This is a genomic window from Paenibacillus sp. J22P165, from assembly GCF_059692015.1.
Genome location: NZ_JCAUAP010000012.1, coordinates 105818 through 125756, shown reverse-complemented (window position 1 = coordinate 125756; position 19939 = coordinate 105818). Strand labels below are relative to the sequence as shown.

The 19939-nt window shown below is 42.3% G+C and carries 14 protein-coding genes; 12 read left to right on the top strand and 2 right to left on the bottom strand.

The annotated features are described in order from the left end of the window. The first annotated feature begins 34 nt into the window (after positions 1-34). The 4 genes from AC58QM_RS27955 (at position 35) to AC58QM_RS27940 (ending at position 3863) form a co-directional block, all read left to right on the top strand. Positions 35-946, top strand: a complete 912-nt coding sequence (locus AC58QM_RS27955; RefSeq protein ID WP_497288066.1) for an ABC transporter permease — start codon at positions 35-37, stop codon at positions 944-946. An 18-nt stretch (positions 947-964) separates the two neighbouring features. Further along, complete coding sequence (locus AC58QM_RS27950; RefSeq protein WP_497288065.1) at positions 965-1849, top strand: carbohydrate ABC transporter permease; 885 nt, start codon at positions 965-967, stop codon at positions 1847-1849. A gap of 326 nt (positions 1850-2175) precedes the next feature. Continuing rightward, positions 2176-2307, top strand: a complete 132-nt coding sequence (locus tag AC58QM_RS27945; RefSeq protein ID WP_497288064.1) for a hypothetical protein — start codon at positions 2176-2178, stop codon at positions 2305-2307. Positions 2308-2456: 149 nt separating this feature from the next. After that, positions 2457-3863 carry a hypothetical protein gene (locus tag AC58QM_RS27940; RefSeq protein WP_497288063.1) on the top strand — a complete coding sequence of 469 codons (1407 nt, stop codon included), beginning with the start codon at positions 2457-2459 and terminating at the stop codon, positions 3861-3863. A gap of 591 nt (positions 3864-4454) precedes the next feature. On the opposite strand, the gene AC58QM_RS27935 is transcribed toward AC58QM_RS27940, so the two are convergent. Next, complete coding sequence (locus tag AC58QM_RS27935) at positions 4455-5327, bottom strand: helix-turn-helix domain-containing protein (protein WP_497288062.1); 873 nt, start codon at positions 5325-5327, stop codon at positions 4455-4457. Between the two features lie 145 nt (positions 5328-5472). On the opposite strand from AC58QM_RS27935, the gene AC58QM_RS27930 reads away from it, so the two are divergent. The 3 genes from AC58QM_RS27930 (at position 5473) to AC58QM_RS27920 (ending at position 9686) form a co-directional block, all read left to right on the top strand. Continuing rightward, positions 5473-7008, top strand: a complete 1536-nt coding sequence (locus tag AC58QM_RS27930) for a glycoside hydrolase family 31 protein (protein ID WP_497288061.1) — start codon at positions 5473-5475, stop codon at positions 7006-7008. Between the two features lie 134 nt (positions 7009-7142). Further along, entirely contained in the window at positions 7143-7520 is a 378-nt protein-coding gene (locus tag AC58QM_RS27925; RefSeq protein ID WP_497288060.1) for a BlaI/MecI/CopY family transcriptional regulator, read from the top strand. A gap of 51 nt (positions 7521-7571) precedes the next feature. After that, positions 7572-9686 (top strand): M56 family metallopeptidase, encoded by a 2115-nt coding sequence (locus tag AC58QM_RS27920; RefSeq protein WP_497288113.1) that lies wholly within the window; start codon positions 7572-7574, stop codon positions 9684-9686. Between the two features lie 87 nt (positions 9687-9773). Here AC58QM_RS27920 and AC58QM_RS27915 read toward each other — a convergent pair whose 3' ends face one another. Then, on the bottom strand, positions 9774-12557 hold the full coding sequence (locus AC58QM_RS27915) for a glycoside hydrolase family 31 protein (RefSeq protein ID WP_497288059.1): 2784 nt from the start codon (positions 12555-12557) through the stop codon (positions 9774-9776). A gap of 337 nt (positions 12558-12894) precedes the next feature. On the opposite strand from AC58QM_RS27915, the gene AC58QM_RS27910 reads away from it, so the two are divergent. From AC58QM_RS27910 to AC58QM_RS27890, 5 genes are all read left to right on the top strand, one after another. Next, the gene (locus AC58QM_RS27910; protein ID WP_497288058.1) at positions 12895-13848 is read left to right on the top strand and encodes an ABC transporter permease; all 954 of its coding nucleotides are present in this window, start codon (positions 12895-12897) and stop codon (positions 13846-13848) included. 25 nt (positions 13849-13873) lie between these two features. Further along, the gene (locus tag AC58QM_RS27905) at positions 13874-14752 is read left to right on the top strand and encodes a carbohydrate ABC transporter permease (RefSeq protein WP_497288057.1); all 879 of its coding nucleotides are present in this window, start codon (positions 13874-13876) and stop codon (positions 14750-14752) included. Positions 14753-14814: 62 nt separating this feature from the next. Continuing rightward, entirely contained in the window at positions 14815-16446 is a 1632-nt protein-coding gene (locus AC58QM_RS27900) for a type 2 periplasmic-binding domain-containing protein (RefSeq protein ID WP_497288056.1), read from the top strand. Between the two features lie 110 nt (positions 16447-16556). Then, positions 16557-18239 carry a sensor histidine kinase gene (locus AC58QM_RS27895; protein WP_497288055.1) on the top strand — a complete coding sequence of 561 codons (1683 nt, stop codon included), beginning with the start codon at positions 16557-16559 and terminating at the stop codon, positions 18237-18239. A gap of 14 nt (positions 18240-18253) precedes the next feature. Then, positions 18254-19846, top strand: coding sequence for a response regulator transcription factor (locus tag AC58QM_RS27890; protein WP_497288054.1), 1593 nt, complete (start codon positions 18254-18256; stop codon positions 19844-19846). Positions 19847-19939 lie beyond the last annotated feature (93 nt).

Sequence of the window (19939 nt, the reverse complement as noted above, 5' to 3'; positions counted from 1 at the left end):
TTTTCAGAAATACATCTTGTTGGAGGAGTGTCAAATGAAAGGGAAATCTTACGGTCTCAAACATTTCAAGGTAGAATCACCTCTGCATCTGATGCTATTACCCGGGATCATATTGACATTGATTTATTCTTATGGTCCCATGTTCGGAATTGTAATGGCATTTCAAAAATTTAAGCCTTCCCTTGGTTTTTTCGGGTCGAAATGGATAGGTTTGAAAAATTTTGAATATGTGTTCAACCTTCCGGATTTTAAGCAAGTTGTTTGGAACACACTGATTATTGCGGTACTCAAAATTGTATTGGGACTGATCGTCCCCCTAGTATTAGCTTTGTTATTAAACGAGCTTCGAAGTGCATGGTTCAAAAATTTTGTGCAGACGAGCGTGTTTCTCCCGTTTTTTTTATCTTGGACGGTGCTAGGCGGCGTACTATTTGAGATTTTTTCTTTAAGAGGTCCTGTAAATAGCCTTGTTTCATTAGTAGGTTCCGAACCTATCATGTTTATGGGCAATGGCGGATGGTTTCGAACCATTCTGATCAGTTCGGATGTCTGGAAAGGCATGGGTTACAATATGATAATTTTTCTCGCGGCGATAGCTGGAATCAATCCCAATTTATATGAAGCAGCAATTGTTGACGGAGCGGCAAAATGGAAACAAGCGATACACATTACCTTACCCGGCATGGCACCCATTATTATTTTAATGGCTACTTTAAGTTTAGGGGGCGTTTTAAATGCCGGATTTGAGCAAATTCTGATTTTATACAACCCTCTTGTATATAGCAGTTCTGATATTATAGACACCTTCGTCTACAGAATCGGATTGTTTGATCAGCAATATGGACCTGCGGCTGCAATAGGTTTGTTTAAATCGTTTATCTCTATGGTTCTAGTAGGAGTTTCATACATTCTAGCCTATAAGCTCACCAAATACAGAATATTCTAGTAAGGTAAGGTGATCAATGTGTTCTATAAAGTATCCTTTTCAAGAAAAATATTTATTACTTTAAATACACTTATATTAATTTTCATTACCTTTATTGGGATTGTACCGTTTGTTCATCTTCTTGCTATTTCACTAAGCTCCAATACAGCAGCGATTGCTGCTGAGGTGAAGTTATGGCCTGTAGGCTTTACGCTGGATGCTTATCAATATTTAGGGCAAAAAGTAGAGTTTATCCGATCATTGAGGATCTCAATTGAAAGAGTTGTCCTGGGGACCATTATTAACATGTTCCTGGTTATATTAACGGCGTACCCCATATCAAAAGAAGTGACGCAATTCCGTTTTCGAACGTACTACGTATGGTTTTTTGCAATTACAATGTTTTTTGGAGGCGGCTTAATACCTACCTACATTGTGGTGAAGGAAACTGGGATATTGGATACGATATGGGCACTTATTCTGCCTGGCGCTTTAAATGTATGGAATATGGTCATGTTGGTTAATTTTTTTAGGAATATTTCAAAAGACATGCAGGAAGCGGCTTTGATGGATGGTGCTGGTCATTGGTCGCTATTGTGGAAGATTTGTTTGCCTGTTTCCAAGCCGGCTCTTGCAACTATATTTCTGTTTACGGTTGTAGGCCATTGGAACTCTTGGTTTGATGGAATTTTATATTTAAACTCACCGGAACAATACCCGCTGCAAACTTATTTATCAACACTAGTAAATTCGTTGAATAAAGCCAGTATAACTTCAGATGATTTGAGCTCGCTGCAAAATTTAAGCGATAAAACTTTAAGAACGGCGCAAATCTTCTTGGGAGCCCTGCCAATTATGATGGTATACCCATTCTTACAGAAGCATTTTACAAAAGGAATTACACTTGGAAGCGTTAAAGAATAGACAGTTGTAAGGGAGAGAGAGTTTCTATTATGACAAACTTAGTTTTCCAATATTAAAGTGTATGTCAACCGATCTGAAGCACCGGTGTTGGAGTTCAACGATTCTTCGTATACATCGAAACAGTTTGGTTTAGGGGTATATATCGGAAACGTTCAATTCGATAATGTGACTGCTTACAATGGAGCATTCAGCGTAAACGGTAACACCGTTCCTTCAAATAAAGTTTCGACTGAAGTAACATTCTACGATGCGGACATAGATGTTGAAACATTGAAATATCAATGGTCTACAAACAGTACTGCTGTAGAAGGGGAAGGACTCCGTTTATGAACGGCATCACGATATCACTAGATGGTGTGAATGGCGAATGGTATTTACACGTTACGTACAGGACGATTAACGGGCAAGAAAAGAGCGTTGTATCAAACCGATTTATGCTCAATAATACAATCCAATAATATCACATTCGGCGATTATCCTAGGAAGACTAGATGGATATTGTCTATGAGAGAATGGGTAAATGAGAGAATTAAAGAGAAGTTAAGAGACTAACTGCTATGAAGAGCTTTGGATTAAGTTGAATTTATTGAAAAAGGGCGTGTAGGTTTTGGATAAAGTAATTATTCACCATACTATAGAAGATAAAGATCGTTTTATTCGAAATCCTGCTATGGGCTGGGTACTCTACATTGATGCTTTCTTAATGGGAGAGATAACCGGAATGCCGGATGCTAGAGAGTATTGGACTAAGCAGGATTCGAATGTAAACAGGGCTAGCATTTTCTACATCAGATTACCATGGACTCTGTTAGAACCTGAAGAGGGATGCTATGCATGGAATCAAGATGCCAACTTCCAGTTACTCATACGGATGGCTTTAGAGAGAGGATTAAAGCTAGCTTTTCGTGTATATGTGGACAGTAAGGATGCTTTTGTACAGGCGACTCCATCCTTTGTCTTCGAAGCTGGAGCCCAGGGATATAATAACAATGATAACGACTCGACGTTCTTGACACCTAATTTATATGATGCAATATTTCAAGAGAAATTTTCCAATTTCGTCAAGGCTTTTGCTGATGTCTATGATGATCCTACCATTGTCGATTATATTGATGCCCAAGGCTTAGGGTGGTGGGGGGAGATGCACAATGTTGACTATTTAACGGCGGTCCAAAAAAAGCAAGTGTTCGAATGGATTACCAATCTTTACGCGTTCCACTTCAAAAGAGTGTTGTTAGGAGCACAGTATGGTGAGAATACGTTTGATTTAACTTTGCAAGACTGGGCGCTAAGGGAGAAAGGATACTTGATTCGTCGGGATAGCTTCGGAAGTCCCCTCTGGTTTAAACAGAAGGACAAGGAAAAGTTGGCGGCGTATTGGCCGAATATTCCGGTATTCGCAGAGAATTGTTATCATGGCTTTGCGTGGCGAGAAGAATGGTATCAAGGGGACGGGTTTCCCACGCTTCGGGATATGATGAAGAACGTAATTAGTGATGCAATGGAGCTCCATGCCAATACGCTCGACTTGAGATATCCAGAAGATGCTTCATTATGGACGCAAATCGCTCCTGACCTTGTGGAGGACTTTGCTATAAATGGGGGATATCGTTTTGTACCCGTGTCAGTCGAATATCCTGGGTTTGCGGTAACCACTGTAAACTATTCGATTGTTCATGAGTGGAAGAATACGGGGATAGGGAAGCTTCCTAATAATATAGCTAATTGGCGTAATAAATATAAACCTTCCTTCGCTTTAATTGATAGGAATACAGGTAAGCTAGTTTCTCAGTTAACGGATACAGCGGAGCCGTCAGATTGGTTAAAAGGTCAAACCTACCGATATAATACATCCATTTCTTTTGATGGAATTCCATTAGGTACATATAATTTCGGGGTTGCCATTGTCAATCGTGATGCAGGATCTAAGCCAGAGATTCAGTTGGCCATTCTGAATGATAAGATGGTTGCAGGGTGGTATGTTTTAGGGGAAATAACAATTTATCAAGCCTAGAATGTTCTCGCTTTGTAATAGAAATGTAAAGAGAAAGCGACCTGCGCCGATTATTGATGTGAGCGATTCGTCTTATGCTGCTGGCAAGTTCGCTGTTGGCGCTTAGAACGGCATGGTGCATTTCGACAATGTTGTAGCCAAGACCAATATCCTGTTTGCCGACGATTTCAACAGCGGAACTCTTAAAATAGCGCGGATAACCCTGGAAGCCAAGCCTATGGAGTCGCTCTACATTCCAACAGCAGTGTGATCAAGCTGTACAAATTCCCATACGCGGTGCTTTAGGCTTCGCCTTTCACTTTTGTGGTCGGGCAGTGGTACCATCTGAAGATTGTTACAAACGGGTCTAATATCAAGGTGTACTTCAATAATTCTGCTACTGCATCGTTAAAATTCAATGACTCGAGCTACTCAAGCGGAAAATTTGCTTTGGGCTCATGGGGGGATCCGTGCAGATTGACAATGTAATGATCAAGTAAACAAAATAATGAAATGAGCCTGTTATCTTAATTTCTTAATGACAGGCTTGTCTGATTTAGTTTTGAGAAATGGCTTTAAAAAGTGCAACTCCAGGTGAGTGAAAAAATGCAGTCAACGTTCCCGCTTTCGGAATTGCATCGGTGTGCAGCCACGATGCCGTTTAAATAGCTCGTCCAAATAATGAATCGTACCGAAACCGGCCTGTTCAGCGATCCTCGTGATCGGCAGGTCGGTTTCTCTAATTAATTCCTCTGCTTTACCAACTCGGTAAAGCTGCACGTATTCATTGAACGTACGGCCAACCGCATCCTTGAATACCCTGCAGAAATGGTACGGACTCATCTTGGCGATAGCGGCAGCTTGGCCCACCGTAATCTTTTCTTGATAGTTTCGATCTACGAATGAAATGACGTCTTTCAATCGTTCTGCTTTGCGCCGGTAGGCTTCCTGCTTACGAAGGTTGTCATCGGAAGATGAGCCATAATAGCGGGCAAGCTGTGTCAGTAAAATGTGAAGGTGCGATTTGACGGCTGGCTCAAAACCCTGTTCGCGATTGGTGAATTCCTCGATAACGGCGGTAACAATCCGCTTCAACACATCGTAATGTGCATGACCCAGCTGAAGCAGGGCCGGCAAAAACAGCTTGCCAGTCAGAAAGGTTCCATACTCGACGCTGCTTAGATCGGAACCGACCATTCGGTGCCTATCGAGCAAGATTGTATAATAGCGAGGCATCACGTCAATGGCATACCCGCTGTGAATGAGTCCTTCCTCTATTAGAAAAAGATCCCCGGAGGCAGCGGTATACGATAAGCCCCCGATGTGCAGTTCAGCGGTACCCTCGACAAATAAAATGATTTCCAAGCATTTTTCATGCCAATGTGGGGGGAATATCGTTATGCTGGAGCATTCAGGAACAAACATATTGAAAGGATAAATATCGCTTAGCATCATCATGTATTGGTTGGATCCCTCAGTCGTCAACCTTATTCCCTCCTAACCGCAAGATTGTGTAATAAAATCGCAAGAACGGCGGTATATTTAATTCCTGATTGTATCCTATGATGTAACAGAAGGGAAGCTTTTGAATGAAATAATAAAAGCAGGGGAAAGGAGCAGGAAAAAAAGGATGGGACAGAAGCGACTTGAAATTGAGAGGTACGAAGGTGAGTTTTGGTGGGGAGGAGATATCGATGACGGGCTTCTCATGCCGTTCGGAGAGGTGGAGCATACAAGAGATTTGATTCGCGAGGGGAGAAGCAATCAAGCTGTCCCGCTGCTTATATCGAATAAAGGGCGCTATATATGGTCGGATGAGCCGATTCGTTTCAACTTTGCAGAAGGCCAGCTTACGGTGGAAAGTGAGAGCGGAGACCTTGTGTTCAGTGAACGCCGCGGTAACTTGCGGGAAACGTTCCTAGCAGCGGCTAAGTCGCATTTTCCTCCTTTCGGTTCAGTTCCAGAGGAGCTCTTTTTTACGATGCCGCAGTATAACTTATGGATCGAACTCCAGTATGAACCAACCCAGGAGAAGACACTTTCTTATGCGGAAAGTGTACTCACCAGTGGTATGCCGCCAGGCGTTATTATGATCGACGACAATTGGATGGAAGATTATGGAGTATGGAAGTTTCGCTACGACCGTTTTCCTGATCCGAAAGCGATGACGGACAAGCTACACCAACTTGGCTTTAAAGTGATGTTGTGGACGTGTCCGTTCATAAGTCCAGACAACGCTGCTAATTTTCGTTATTTGGAGCGGGAGGGCTATTTGCTTAAGGACGAACACGGAGAAACCGCGATCCGTCGTTGGTGGAATGGCTACAGTGCCGTACTCGATTGTACGAACGACGCGGCCGTTGCGTGGTATGAAGGCGAGTTGAAGAAGCTGATGAATGACTACGGGATAGACGGTTTTAAATTCGATGCCGGGGACCCGCAATTTTACCGTGTGTCTGATAAAAGTTTCGTGCAGCTCCACCCGAACGGCCACTGCGAGGCTTGGGCGAAGATCGGACGGAGATATCCACTGAACGAATACCGGGCCTGCTGGAAAAGCGCAGGGCTTCCACTCGTACAGCGGCTCGCTGACAAAAACCACAGCTGGAATCGGGATGGCCTCGCATCGCTGATGCCGAACAGTTTGGCGCAAGGGCTTGCTGGATACGCCTTCACATGTCCGGATATGATCGGCGGCGGTCAAATCGGCGATGTTGAGAATAATCCGTACTATATGCTCGATCAAGAGCTGTTCGTCCGTTACGCCCAATGTTCGGCGTTATTTCCGATGATGCAATTTTCTACCGCACCTTGGCGTGTGCTCGACCGGGAGCATTTGGCATTCTGCGTGGATGCAGCTAAGTTGCATGAAGCGTTTGGCAAAACGATCTTGAGCCTTGCTCATCACGCAGCACATACGGGAGAGCCGATCATTCGGCATATGGCCTATGTATTTCCGGAAGACGGTTATGAGCAGATAACCGACCAGTTCATGCTAGGTGATCGCATTCTCGTCGCTCCAATTGTCGTGAAAGGCGCGCGTAGTCGAACCATCGTGTTCCCATCCGGTACATGGCAAGGAGATGATGGTAGCACAGTAATCGGCCCGTGCTTGCGAAAAGTAGATGCGCCACTGTCACGTCTTCCGTGGTACCGATTGATATAAACATTAGTCTTTGGAATTCCCCCATGGTTTTTGTAGCATCGAATGAAAGTTGACAATCACAGATTACACTTGTAATATATAAATATGCAGATTACAAGTGTAATCTATTATCTGGCGATAAAGGTGGTATGTCAATGAAAGAAACACCTAAGATTTCAGAAGCCGAATGGCAGGTCATGCGAGTACTTTGGTCCAGAGCTTCTTGCACGGCGAATGAAATTATTGAAGCACTTGAAGAGTCAACTGATTGGAGCAATAAGACGATACGGACGATGCTAAATCGGTTAGTCCAGAAGCAAGTTATCGCCTATCAACAGGGGATACGCAATTATGAATATTACCCGCTTGTCAGTCAGGAAGACTGTGTTATGAAGGAGACGCAGTCCTTTATGAAACGAATTGTCGGAATGGGACCATCTCCGTGGCTTGTTCATTTTTTGAGAGAAGAGAAATTATCGACGGAAGACATTGAAGAGTTGAAGAAAATTTTGGACGAGAAGAAACCGATGTAACTTGTCCGATTCCACATGCACCAAGTGGGAAGAGGGAGGCGTTTGACTTTGGTGATGCACGACCTTCAAGTAGGATTTCAATGGGTGCTAACTACCTCTATGATGGCTGGCGTTATCGTTACGTTGATTCTTTTGGCCAAATGGCTATTGCGAGACCGGCTTAAACCAAGATGGCAGTACGCCTTGTGGATTTTAGTGATTATTAAGCTGGCTGTACCCTGGGATCCTCCCAATATCCTAAGCATTTACAATCTACCTCATCTTGACAATGTGTTTGTATTTAAGACAGAAACAATTGATCCAAACAAGAGGTTTGTAACTGAGCTTCAGAATATGACTGGCGGAGAGCCCGGTAAGGATTCACTGATAGGGCAATTAAGCAACAACTTATCGCAATCCGAAACACAAGTTAGCGAAACAACGCTAAGCTTTCAATGGAGCGTTAAGACCGTCAGTCTTTTCCTCTGGCTCTTAGGTATTCTGGTGCTGATGATTTACACAATTGGTATGAACCAACGTCAACATAACCGGTTCATGAAAGGGAAAATAAATAGGAACGATACTCGATTGTTGGAGATCCTGGAGCGTTCCAAGAAGATAATGTCGGTCAAACAGAACGTCACATTGGTGCAATCGACTGATGTACGGAGCCCATCGTTGTACGGCATGATGAAACCGAAACTGCTTTTACCTGTTAACGAGTTTGAGGCTATGAGTGATGAGCAGTTGCAGTATATTTTCATGCATGAGTTAGCACATCTGAAACGTAAGGATATTGCGGTGAATTGGTTATTTTACATGCTGCTTCTTATTCATTGGTTTAATCCAGTTCTCTGGTACGCCTATTCGCGAATGAGAGAAGATCAAGAGTTAGCCTGTGACGCGCTTGTTTTAACGTATATTGAACCCAAACGATCATTGGAATATGGGCGAACGATTATTACTTTAATGGAGCAACTCTCGCACACTGTACGAACGCCAGGATCAGCATCCTTCACGGGAAATAAGGCTCAACTGAAGAGGAGAATTCATATGATAAAATCATTCAAAAAAGGTTCATACCGTTGGTCGATTCTAGGTCTTGCAACGATTGTGGTCATTGGTGGTGTCGCGTTGACGACGGCACGAAGTACGCATGCTCAGACGAAGTTGGAGGCACTAACTACTGTTTCACCTGATACTAACGCCAGCAAGCAGGATTCATTGGATTCAATCCTTGAGCTTGCGCGAGTGGGTAAAGTGAAAGGCAGCGAATTCGCCGCCCAGTCGTCACTTATTGATCAAGTGAAAGCAGCTTGGGGAGAGCCGGATCAAGAAAATCCAGCAGGGGATGGCATCTATGCTACTTACTCAAATCGGGCGATTGCATTTGGTTATAATAAAGGGAACCAAATCTATGATGTTCGGTCCTATGATAAAGATTTACAGCTCATTAAGCTAACTCAGGTCGAGAGCAAAATGGGGCAAGCCTTTACGGATAACATCGTTCAGAAGGAAGAAATTCTAACTTACAAACTTAATGAGCAGTTTCAATTGAAATTTATTTTTACGTTGCCTTCGCAAGAACAAGAAGATGCGGTGTTAGATCATATAGCGGTCATTAGCAATCAAGCGGCGACAAATCTTATGGCGGATAATAATCAACCTACGGTCAAGGAACCAACGACTGCAACGACTACTGGAACTGTAACAACTAATAGCGCGGCTTCACTTTTGAAGCAAATGAAGGATCTATCGGCGAAAGGTGAAGCCAAGGGAGTTTCTGGCTTTATCGTCGGTAAGACCTTGATCGATGATGTTCATACATCCTGGGGAACACCTGATAAAGATTCCTCAGCGGGTAACCCATATGAGGCCTATGCGCCTGGTATGAGCAAAGGTACGATTGAATTTGCCGCAGGACATGGTGATGTCGTGTATGAAATTCGGTTAAGTGGCAGCGCGTTGGATGCTGTTAAGGATGGCAATGTTGTTACTTATGGGGATGTCCTTCAAGTACTAGGCAAACCGGCTCAAACGATTACCCAAGATAAACAGCAGCTTCTCATTTATCAAACAGGGAATTATGAGCTGAGAGTGGTTCTTCCAGATATTTCTGGAAATCAGAAAGCCAAAGTGATCTCTATCTCGGTCTATTCACCTAAAGCAGCTGCATTTGATAAATAAAGTGGATTGATATGAATAGTAAAAAGATGAATGACCTTACGAATTATTGTAAGGTCATTCATCTTTTTATGAAGATAATAGCGTTTATTAGAAGTCCGCAGTCAATATAACTTCGCGATTTATCCCTTTTTCATACTCAATGGTTAAAGAGTGATATGTAAGTTCCGAGTCATGAACGATGAAACGAAATTCTGTCGTTGGATGTTCATCAAGCATGCCATGATGCTCAGTTGTAAGGTTAACGATAACTTGATCTTTCTCTTTGCGGCAACTCAATTGGATCAAGTCATAAGCACCATTCTTATAATCCAAACTCAATCCGTCATCATGATAAAGTTTGAAGCTAGTTTCCGTTTCTGAAGGATAGAGATGAATCTCGTAACGGTCACCTCGATAATCGGACGTGTTATTGATTTGTTCGGTATACGGAATGATAGCGCCTTTTCGAACGAACAGCGGAATAATATCTCGTGCAGCCTCATAACGAATCATTTGAGTACCCTGATAAACTTGATCAGTCCAGTAGTCAATCCATTCCCCCTCAGGCAAATAAACATCCCGAACCGCGGTGTACAGCTCATGACCGCTCTCCTCATAGATCGGAGCTACAAGGAAGCTAGAACCTAGGAAGTACTGATAATCCGCTTTATAAGTCTCAGGATCCCCAGGGTTTTCGAGCATCATTGCTCTCATCATAGGAATGCCAGTATTCACAGTCTCATAAGACAAACTATACAAATAAGGAAGTAAACGATAGCGTAGTTTAATCAGATCACGGACAATATCCGTAGTCATCTCACTGTACGCCCAAGGATTGGATCTTGGTCCATGTGCTCGAGATAGAGGTGACCACAGTCCCCACTGGAAAGAGCGTAGCAAGTATTCCTCGGTCATACCCGGACATTCACCGAAACCGCCCATATCATGTGACCAAAAGGGGATACCAATGAGTCCAGCACCTTGTCCTGCTTTAATTAAGACGCGAGTCCCCTCAAAATCACCGTTCTGGTCCCCACCCCAAGAGCATGGATATTTGCCGCTGCCGATAAATCCCGTTCTCTCCCACACGATAGGTCGAACATTAGGACGTTCTTGTAGCATCGATTCGTAAATAGACTTGGCAAAATAGACCGGATATAAGTTGTGAAATTCACTGCCGCTACGTCCTTCGGCATTATAAATCGTTGCAGGAACTTCTCCACCGTCTCCGCCATCAATCTTCAGTGCGTCAACGCCGATTTCAAGCAGTGGACGTAATTGCTCGCGCCACCAATCGACCGCAAGTGGTTGGGAAAAATCAAGTAGACCTGCGCCGAAGCCTTTCCACCACACGATTGGATAGAATGCACCATCCTTATCTACGCAGAAGAACGATTGGTTTACCCCTTCCTCAAATTTGCCGCAAGATTGATTAACGAATGGCGTTGTCCAGAGCATAAGTTTGATGTCGTTTTCCTTGAGAAAATTCATGAATAGGGCAGGATCAGGGAAGTTTTGCTTGTCCCACTGCAGATCGCACATATCATTCTGCCAGGCAGGATCAATGCAATATACGTCGATTGGTATATCATCCTGCTTAAATTTTTGAATGGTGCTTATCGAGAGATCCGTCGTATCAATGCCTGTTTTGGACTGCATATATCCGAAAGTCCAACGAGGGATCATCTTGGATCTGCCAGTGATAGCAGTGTAACTAGATACAATTTGTTTTGGTTCTGGACCATAGATGAAGAAATAATCTAGCTTTCCGCCCATAGCCCAAGCAATGGCTTGATTCGGAACAAGCTTCCCCATATCAAAGACAGAATGAAAGGAATTATTCATGTAAAGACCATAACCTTGTGTACTGATGTAGAAAGGGACAGGAATATCACAGGTGATCCAGTCGTGATTCACCCAAATATCTTCACGCTGACCACGCTTATCCATGGTTGGAGTCGCGTTTTTTCCTAATCCAAAGATATGCTCGTCAGGGGCTAAATCGATTGCTGCTCCTACTATTTGGCCGTTAATTAAACCAGAAGAATGCTGGCGAAATAAGATGCGTTCTTGTGAATCGAAAACCGATAAAGAGAATGGTTCTGTTGTGATTTGAACTTTCAGATTTTGAAAGGCGATAGCGTAACCACCATAGAGTTGCTCCATATCTCCCCATTGCTCAACTTGCAGATGCTGGTCTAATTCATCGAGACATAACTCGTCAATCAGCGGCTGTTGAGCCGGATCTGTTGCTTGATTCAACGTGAAACGAAACACTCCTTGGCTCCATGCCTGAAGTACACCCTGGCTGCCAGAATCGAAGTCAATTACAATTTTGCTATCGTCACGTCGGATTCCTGTTACATGCCCGAGATCATCCTTAGCTACGAGTTGAACGGTGGTAGGAAGCTCATGAAGCATACTAATGAAGCCTTCTGGCGTATGAAGCTCCATGCCTCTGCCTTTGATCCAAGTTTGGAGCTGTACACTATCTGTGATCACGGCGAGAAGGGAGTGTCTACCGTTCTCCAAAAGCATCCTGCTAGGAACAACGAACTTGCACTCTGAGCCGTAATTGTTGGATTTACCAATTTCAACCCCATCCAAGTAGAGGGATACTTTACGTAGATTTGCGAATAGGCCAAAATCTAGACTTGCATATTGAACGTTAGCAAGAGACTGGTTATCTATATCTGAAAGTGTAAACTGAGCAAAAAACCAGTTGGTTTCATCTAACTCCTGTGCTTCGCTCGTCAATGATGCGCCTGAATCTAAATCGATCTTTTTAACACTACGAATGTTGGAAGTAATAAACTGTTCTTGCTCTGATAATTGATGCTGTACATCCTTTGATAAGCCTGAAAGCCATTCTAGTTTTAGCGTTGTGTGCATTGAAATCCTCTTTTCTCTACAGTAATTTGAATCTATGTCCAAAGGTATGAGTATTATATCTTTACTATATTTTCGAAGCATAGATGTGTCTGCTGACGATTCTGACTTATATAGGGACGATTTTTACCTGCGTCACCCAAAGAGTTCTTTTCAACTATTCGCTATAATAACGCAATCATCCCAAATATCCGACACAAAGAACCTTTGTCTAGTGCGACTAAGGTTCTTTGTTCTAGGTAAAAATCGTCTGTAAAGAGGTCAGAATCGTCAGCAGACACAAACTGTCCTTGAATTTATAGTATTCATACAGACAACAAACAGTACTGGAGTGGATGAGATGGAGCTTACAACAGCAATTAAGAGCGAAAAGAGAAGGATGACCAAATCCAATTCGCTATGGCGGCAATATTGGAACTATAAGTATATGTTTATCATGCTTCTTCCCGTTTTGGCGTATTACGCAATTTTCCATTATGGGCCGATGTACGGGGTTTTAATTGCCTTTCAAGATTATCAGGTCTTACAGGGTGTTTCAGGAAGCCCTTGGGTAGGATTATCGAACTTTAAAGATTTGTTCACTGGTGAATATTTCCCACTAGTATTAAGAAACACGCTACTAATTAATTTCTACAAGTTACTGCTCGGATTTCCTGCACCGATCTTACTTGCAATCTTAATTAACGAAGTCAAGCATGGTGCTTATAAGAAATTCGTACAAACCATCAGCTATGTTCCACATTTCTTGTCATGGATCGTACTTTCGGGTTTGTTAATTGAGATTTTGTCTCCGAGTCGAGGTCCGATCAACATTTTATTAGATCACCTTGGGCTCCAGCCTATCTTCTTTATTACCGAGCCAAGCTGGTTCCGCACCATACTTGTGAGTTCTGACATTTGGCGCAATATCGGGTTCTCAACGATCATATACCTGGCTGCAATTGCAGGGATTAATCCTGAAATTTATGAGGCAGCTGAAGTGGATGGTATTAATCGCTTCGGCCGCATATGGCGCATTACACTTCCATCGATGTTTCCAGTCATAGTCATTATGTTGATTTTATCAAGTGGTTCGATCATCAATGATGATTTCGAACAAGTATTCAATCTGTTAAATGCCAAAGTGCTGGATGTTGGTGATGTCATTTCTACCTACACCTACAATGAAGGTTTGGCTCGTATGAACTTTAGCTATGCGGCTGCAGTAGGCTTATTCAAAAATGTGGTTGCCTTGGTTCTCGTTCTGAGCGCTAATTTCATAGCTAAGAAAATTACTGACGAATCCATTATCTAACAGCTTAGTAGAGGAGAGAAATGCATTGAAAATCAAACAAACGATGGCAGATCGTGTATTTATTACGTCGGTTTATGTATTGCTTGGACTGTTATGTGTTACCTTCATTATTCCCATTCTTCAGGTGTTGACGAACTCACTCAGCCCTCCAGATGTCATTAATAGCTATGGATTTCATTTGATCCCTACGAAGTTTGATTTAAGTGGCTATAAAACGGTACTCCAGGACGACAGAATCTGGACAGCTTACGGCTATACGATTATTCGGACGCTGCTGGGGACTTCGATCACCGTGCTGCTAACCTTTCTAGGTGCTTATCCCCTATCCAAAGCGAACTTGCCGAATCGTAAGCTATGGACAACTTTAATCGTGGTTACGATGTTCTTCTCCGGCGGTATGATTCCTTCTTATTTGCTGGTGAAAAATTTAGGGATGATGAACAGCATGTGGGCACTGGTACTACCAGCAGCTATTAGTACTTACATGTTGCTCGTTACAAGAAGCTTTTTAGCGGGGCTGCCAGATAGTCTAGAGGAGTCGGCTAAAATTGACGGTGCTAACGATATCGTAATCTTATTCCGGATTATTCTTCCGTTGTCTTTGCCAATTATTGCGACCGTTGCTCTGTATTCAGCAGTTAGTAACTGGAATGCATGGTTCGATGCCATGATCTATATTCAGGATCAGAAGAAGCAAGTGCTTCAAATTATATTACGAAATATTTTGCTTGTAGGAACAGATCCCATGTTGGAAGCTGCATCATCTGGAAACAAATTAACAGTGAGTGCAGAGAATTTGAAAATGGCAACGTTGATGGTGTCAATTCTTCCAATCTTGGTTGTGTATCCATTCTTGCAAAAATACTTTATCAAAGGCGCTTTGATCGGGTCGATCAAAGGATAGTGATTGGTTAATCCCCTATTATTAGGGATAACATATGATAGAATGATCATGGAGGGGTAAGAATGACGAAGAAATGGAAAAAGGCTTCAACGGTTGCACTTGGATTAACACTTAGCGCTAGCTTGGTTGCTGCTTGTGGCAGCAATGACAGCGGAGATAAGAATGCTGCAAGCGCATCGCCATCAGCAGCTCCAGCTAAGCAAGAGCCAGTAAAAATTGATTGGTTGGGTTACGATTCGAATGCTCAAGTAGAGAATCCTGATACAAACCCTGTCGTAAAACTCGTACAGGATAAATTCAATGTTAAATTCAACCTTTGGTATGCAGATGCTCAGAAATGGGATGAAACGCTCAACATGCGCTTTGCCGCTGGCGAAATGCCAGACTTTATGAAAATCTCTAACATTCAAACACTGCCAAAGTTAATTACTCAAAATGTAGCGGCTCCGATTGACGAAGCACTTATTCGTAAAGTAGCTCCTAACTATGCCAAATATATTGATTCGGTCAATAAAAATGCTTGGGATTTCGGTAAAGTAAACGGTAAACTGTATGCCCTTCCAGGGACAAATGCGCGTTCCATGTATCCGACTGTTATCGTTTGGCGACAGGATTGGTTGAGTAAGGTAGGGATTACAAAAACACCTGAGACGCTGGCTGAAGTTGAAGATGCGTTAACGAAGTTCCGCAACAATGATCCTGATGGCAACGGGAAAAAAGACACCTACGGTATGTCAGACTTTGCTATCCCAATTGTCATGGGGGCATTCGGTCGTCCAGCATTCGATGATGTGAAAGCAGCAGCGAAGGAGCCAGCTCGTGCATTAATGCCAGTTCTTAAAGATGGCAAGGTCGTGACTGCAGCGACACAACCGGAGATGAGAGATGCACTAGATGTGCTAAGCAAATGGTATAAAGCAGGACTTATCGATCCTGAATTCATCACTTCAGAGAATACAACGGGTTATTGGGCGGATTCTCAAGCATTTTACAATAACAAAATTGGTTTGACAGGCAAGGGGATGTTCTATCACTGGCGTAATGTTCTAGAGCCAAACAACCCAACCGATGCATTAGGCGGGCAATACATTAATTTTAACAAGTCACAGCCTAACGGAACTATCGCTTTCGGGAAAGCTCCGACCGGTCCTAAGGGTGCTTCTGGTGCACCTCAATGGCAAACCTATAATAATTCTTATATTTTCACAACAAAGGGAGCTAAAGATCCTAAGATTGTTGAAGCGACGCTGAAAATGATTGATGCTACCTTCACTGATTATGAATATTCCCTTACCGTAACACAGGGGATCAAAGATCAAGATTGGAAGTTGAACGGCGAACAATTCATCAACATGGATAAAGATCCAGCGAAGAATCCGAACGCCAAGGGATGGAACGTATTTAATCCTGTTGGTGGTGGATTCGCACAGAAGAGAGACAAATTCTTGTTCGATTTTGCAGAGAAAAATGTAAAAACTAAAGGCTATGAGCCACTCGTTCTTCCGCCGACGAATGCTTTTGCTAAGTCAAGCAATGCGCTTGCGAAGTCAACGATTGAAGCTTACTTCAAAATCATCACTGGGGAGCTTCCAATTGATGCCTTTGACGATTATGTGAAAAAATATTATGCTAACGGTGGTACAGAAGTTGAGAAAGAATGGACTGACGCATACAATCAAATGCTTGGTAAATAATAGGTGATAAAGGGGAGGGGACAACCTCCCCTTTTCTCTATGGAAAGCTACGAGATGGAGGAAGTATATTGAGATATTTTCAGTCTATGACATTTTACAAGAGGCTTCAGTTGTCTCTATTATTACTTGTTCTCCTCCCTGTTGCTGGAAGTGCTATTTTCACTTATTATCTCATTCAAGCAAACGTAAATCGTAGTATGGAAGAAAGAAATAGCGCTTATCTCAATCTGGTCTCACAAGAAATTAGTAAGACACTGGATGTTATCGATATATCTTCCCGTTACTTAGCTCAAGATACAGCTACGTTAAGTCGCATGAGAACTTTGAAGGATACAACAGCAATCAGAACGTATGATGAGTTTGAAAGTGCAGAAGAAATCAAATTATCTTTTCAATACTTTGGTGAAAAGAATTTAACCAATCAGATTCAATTTCTCATTGTGAATCCCAAAGGACTTATCGTCCATAACCAAAAGACTGTTGAAGACTTCAACCGATTAGTGAAGGATTTACCTGTCATTCAAAGCCGGATTCAGAAGCATACGTACATAACTTTACAAATGCTTGGTACTTCGTATTCCTATCCTATACAGGAGGATCTGCCATACACTTTATATTTTGGTCGTGTCATTCAAGATCCTTGGAATACGGAGGACTTAGGCGTTATTTACGTGACTCTTTCGAATGCTTATTTCAAGAACCTATTTACACAGCAGCATTTAGGAACTATGGCTCTATACGATTCTGCTGGACAGTTCGTGGCTGGAGATATGAATATCCCGTATCTTCGTAACGAAAAGACAAAAAAGACGTTGCGAAGTGAAGTTAGTATTCCAATTAATGAATGGAAGCTCATTTATGAAACATCGAGAGCGCCGATTGCCGGTGATGTGAAAAGTATCTATCTGCTTGCAGGTGCGGTAGTTGTTCTGTTTATTTTACTGTTTGGATGGCTCTCCTTTTTCATTGCCAAAAGATTGCATCGTCCAATACGAAAACTGGAACTCACGGCTGTACAATTCGGAGAAGGACATACAGAAATTCGTTTCCCAGACCAGGGGCAGGATGAGATCGCCCGTTTGGGTCGAACCTTGAATAATATGCTTGAGAATATTAAAGAGCTCATCGAAAAAAATCGGCAAGAACACGAACAGAATCGTGTTCTTGAGCTGCAGGCATTAGCCTCTCAGATTAGGCCGCATTTTTTATTGAACACATTGAATTCGATTAAGATTAGCTTGAGTTTGGCTAAAGACACCTTTCATAGTGGCAAAATACATTCGTTAACGAGGTTGCTGCGGAATTATCTGCATACAGGTGAGAACGCTACGCTTCAACAGGAGTGTAAGCTGATAGAGGATTATGTGGAAATTATGAAAATGCGTAATCAAATGCAACTAGATTTCAATGTAAAATTATCAGACGAAGCGAAAACAATTGAAATGCCCAAGCTGCTGCTACAGCCTCTAATTGAGAATGCCATTGTGCATGGATTTTCAGAGCGGAAAGCGGATGCACAATTAGAAGTGATCGGAGAGATCATCGATAAATACTTGTGTATTACGGTTAGAAATAATGGCGTTGGCATGGCACCAGACCGATTAACGTTGATGAACCAACTATTAACAGCGAGTGAGGAAGAACTCGTGGACAATACTAAGCGGGTTGGTCTGTACAATATTGCGCAGAGACTTAAGCTAACTTATGGGTCAGAAGCAACTATTCAACTACAGAATAATCAGAGTGGTGGTATCGATGTATTTATGGAAATTCCGATCGTACTACATGTGTAAGGAGGGACAATGGGATGTATAAAGTAATGACAATCGATGATGATGTGCTGATGCTGCAGTATTTACGCGACATGATAAATTGGGAAGAGCTGAATCTACAAATTGTTTATGAAACTTACTCCAGTGTCATTGCATTGGAGCAATTTCGTAAATTGCTTCCTGATATCGTCATAACGGATATTGGATTGCCTCAAATGGATGGTTTGGAGTTAGCCGCTCAATTACGTTTAATAAAACCTGATGTTGTCATACTTTTTCTGACTTGCCATGAGGAATTTCAGTACGCTAAACAAGCGTTTCAACTTGAAGCCTTAGACTATCTCATCAAAGTAGAACTGACGGAAGAACAATTGCAGGCAAGTCTACAGAAGGCAATTCGAGTGTTGCAGACGCAGAAAACACACCTGGAAGAACAGCCTTATCGGGAAGATATGCGCCGGAATCGCGAAATTCTCGAAGTCACTTTTATTAATCGTTTCATGAAAGAGGGGCCGTCAAAAGATTTACTGGAGTATGGAGCCCGACTAGGTGTTAGCTGGAAGCATCACGATTTCATCGTAGGTATGATTGCGCCTTTCTATTCTTCCTATTCCCCAAGATATATGTATCGAGATTCATTGGCTTCCTACGGCATTTATAATATTGCGGATGAGCTAAAAAGTTCTTTCGAAGGGATGACCGTATTTTCAACGGAGCATGCTGTTGTTTTGGTTTATAATTTTAGAAATAATCTGCATACCAATCCAATGGACACATTCCGTAGCTATGCAATGGAAGTGATAGAGAAGTGCAAGGAATATCTCAAAATTCGCCTGAGCTTTCAGTATATACAGCGGAAGCATGAGCTATCCGATTTAGTTTCTGCATTGCATCTTCTGAAAGAAAGACAATGGGATGGATTTTACACATCATCTGTCATAACAGAGGTGCAAGACGGTGCTAAACAATGGTTGAATGAGCCAAGCACAAGATTACTTGGACAATTGGAAACGTACACCTCTTCCTTTCAGGAGCAATTGATAGAAGAGCAAGAGGATCTTCTTTCCGTCGTTGGTGTTACTGCGGCAGAGAATAAGCTAGCTCCTAACGTATTTTTGAAACTAATACAGACAACTTTACGATCTATTGAGATGAAAAAAGGTAATTTGGAGGCAGATTCAGAAGCCTTTTACGAGTGTTTGCTGTATGTTATGAAAGTGGACGATCTGCATAAACTCGTCTCGCAATACCAACAACGCCTTGTAGATCATGAGGATTTAAAAGACAATGCAATCCAGCAAGATTTTAAATTAAAGGTAATAAACCAATATTTGCAAGAGCGCCTTTCGGAGAATGTTACGACTGTCGATATGGCTGAATACTTGCATCTTAATGCGAGTTATTTCTCAAGATATTTTAAAAAAGTAACGGGCACGACCTTTACGGATTTCGTTCATCGTCACAAAATTGATAATGCAATTAAAATGTTGGAGCGACCCGAAGCGACTATTGAAGGAGCAGCTTTAGCATTAGGGTTTTCCGATCGGAATTACTTTTCCAAAATCTTCAAACGATACATGGGTATGACACCTGGTGATTATGTTCAGAAGAGCAAGAAACTAAAATAAGATATGTACTTATCGGCAGGTAAAAATCGTCCTGAAACAGGTCAGAATCGTCAGCAGACATGCCTCTTTCTCTATCGTATTATAAATTCTATC

Coding starts and splice junctions, on each gene's coding strand:
- AC58QM_RS27900 (WP_497288056.1), top strand. CDS start 14,815: ATGACGAAGAAATGGAAAAAGGCTTCAACGGTTGCACTTGGATTAACA.
- AC58QM_RS27890 (WP_497288054.1), top strand. CDS start 18,254: ATGTATAAAGTAATGACAATCGATGATGATGTGCTGATGCTGCAGTAT.
- AC58QM_RS27915 (WP_497288059.1), bottom strand. CDS start 12,557: ATGCACACAACGCTAAAACTAGAATGGCTTTCAGGCTTATCAAAGGAT.
- AC58QM_RS27930 (WP_497288061.1), top strand. CDS start 5,473: ATGGGACAGAAGCGACTTGAAATTGAGAGGTACGAAGGTGAGTTTTGG.
- AC58QM_RS27945 (WP_497288064.1), top strand. CDS start 2,176: ATGAACGGCATCACGATATCACTAGATGGTGTGAATGGCGAATGGTAT.
- AC58QM_RS27910 (WP_497288058.1), top strand. CDS start 12,895: ATGGAGCTTACAACAGCAATTAAGAGCGAAAAGAGAAGGATGACCAAA.
- AC58QM_RS27925 (WP_497288060.1), top strand. CDS start 7,143: ATGAAAGAAACACCTAAGATTTCAGAAGCCGAATGGCAGGTCATGCGA.
- AC58QM_RS27955 (WP_497288066.1), top strand. CDS start 35: ATGAAAGGGAAATCTTACGGTCTCAAACATTTCAAGGTAGAATCACCT.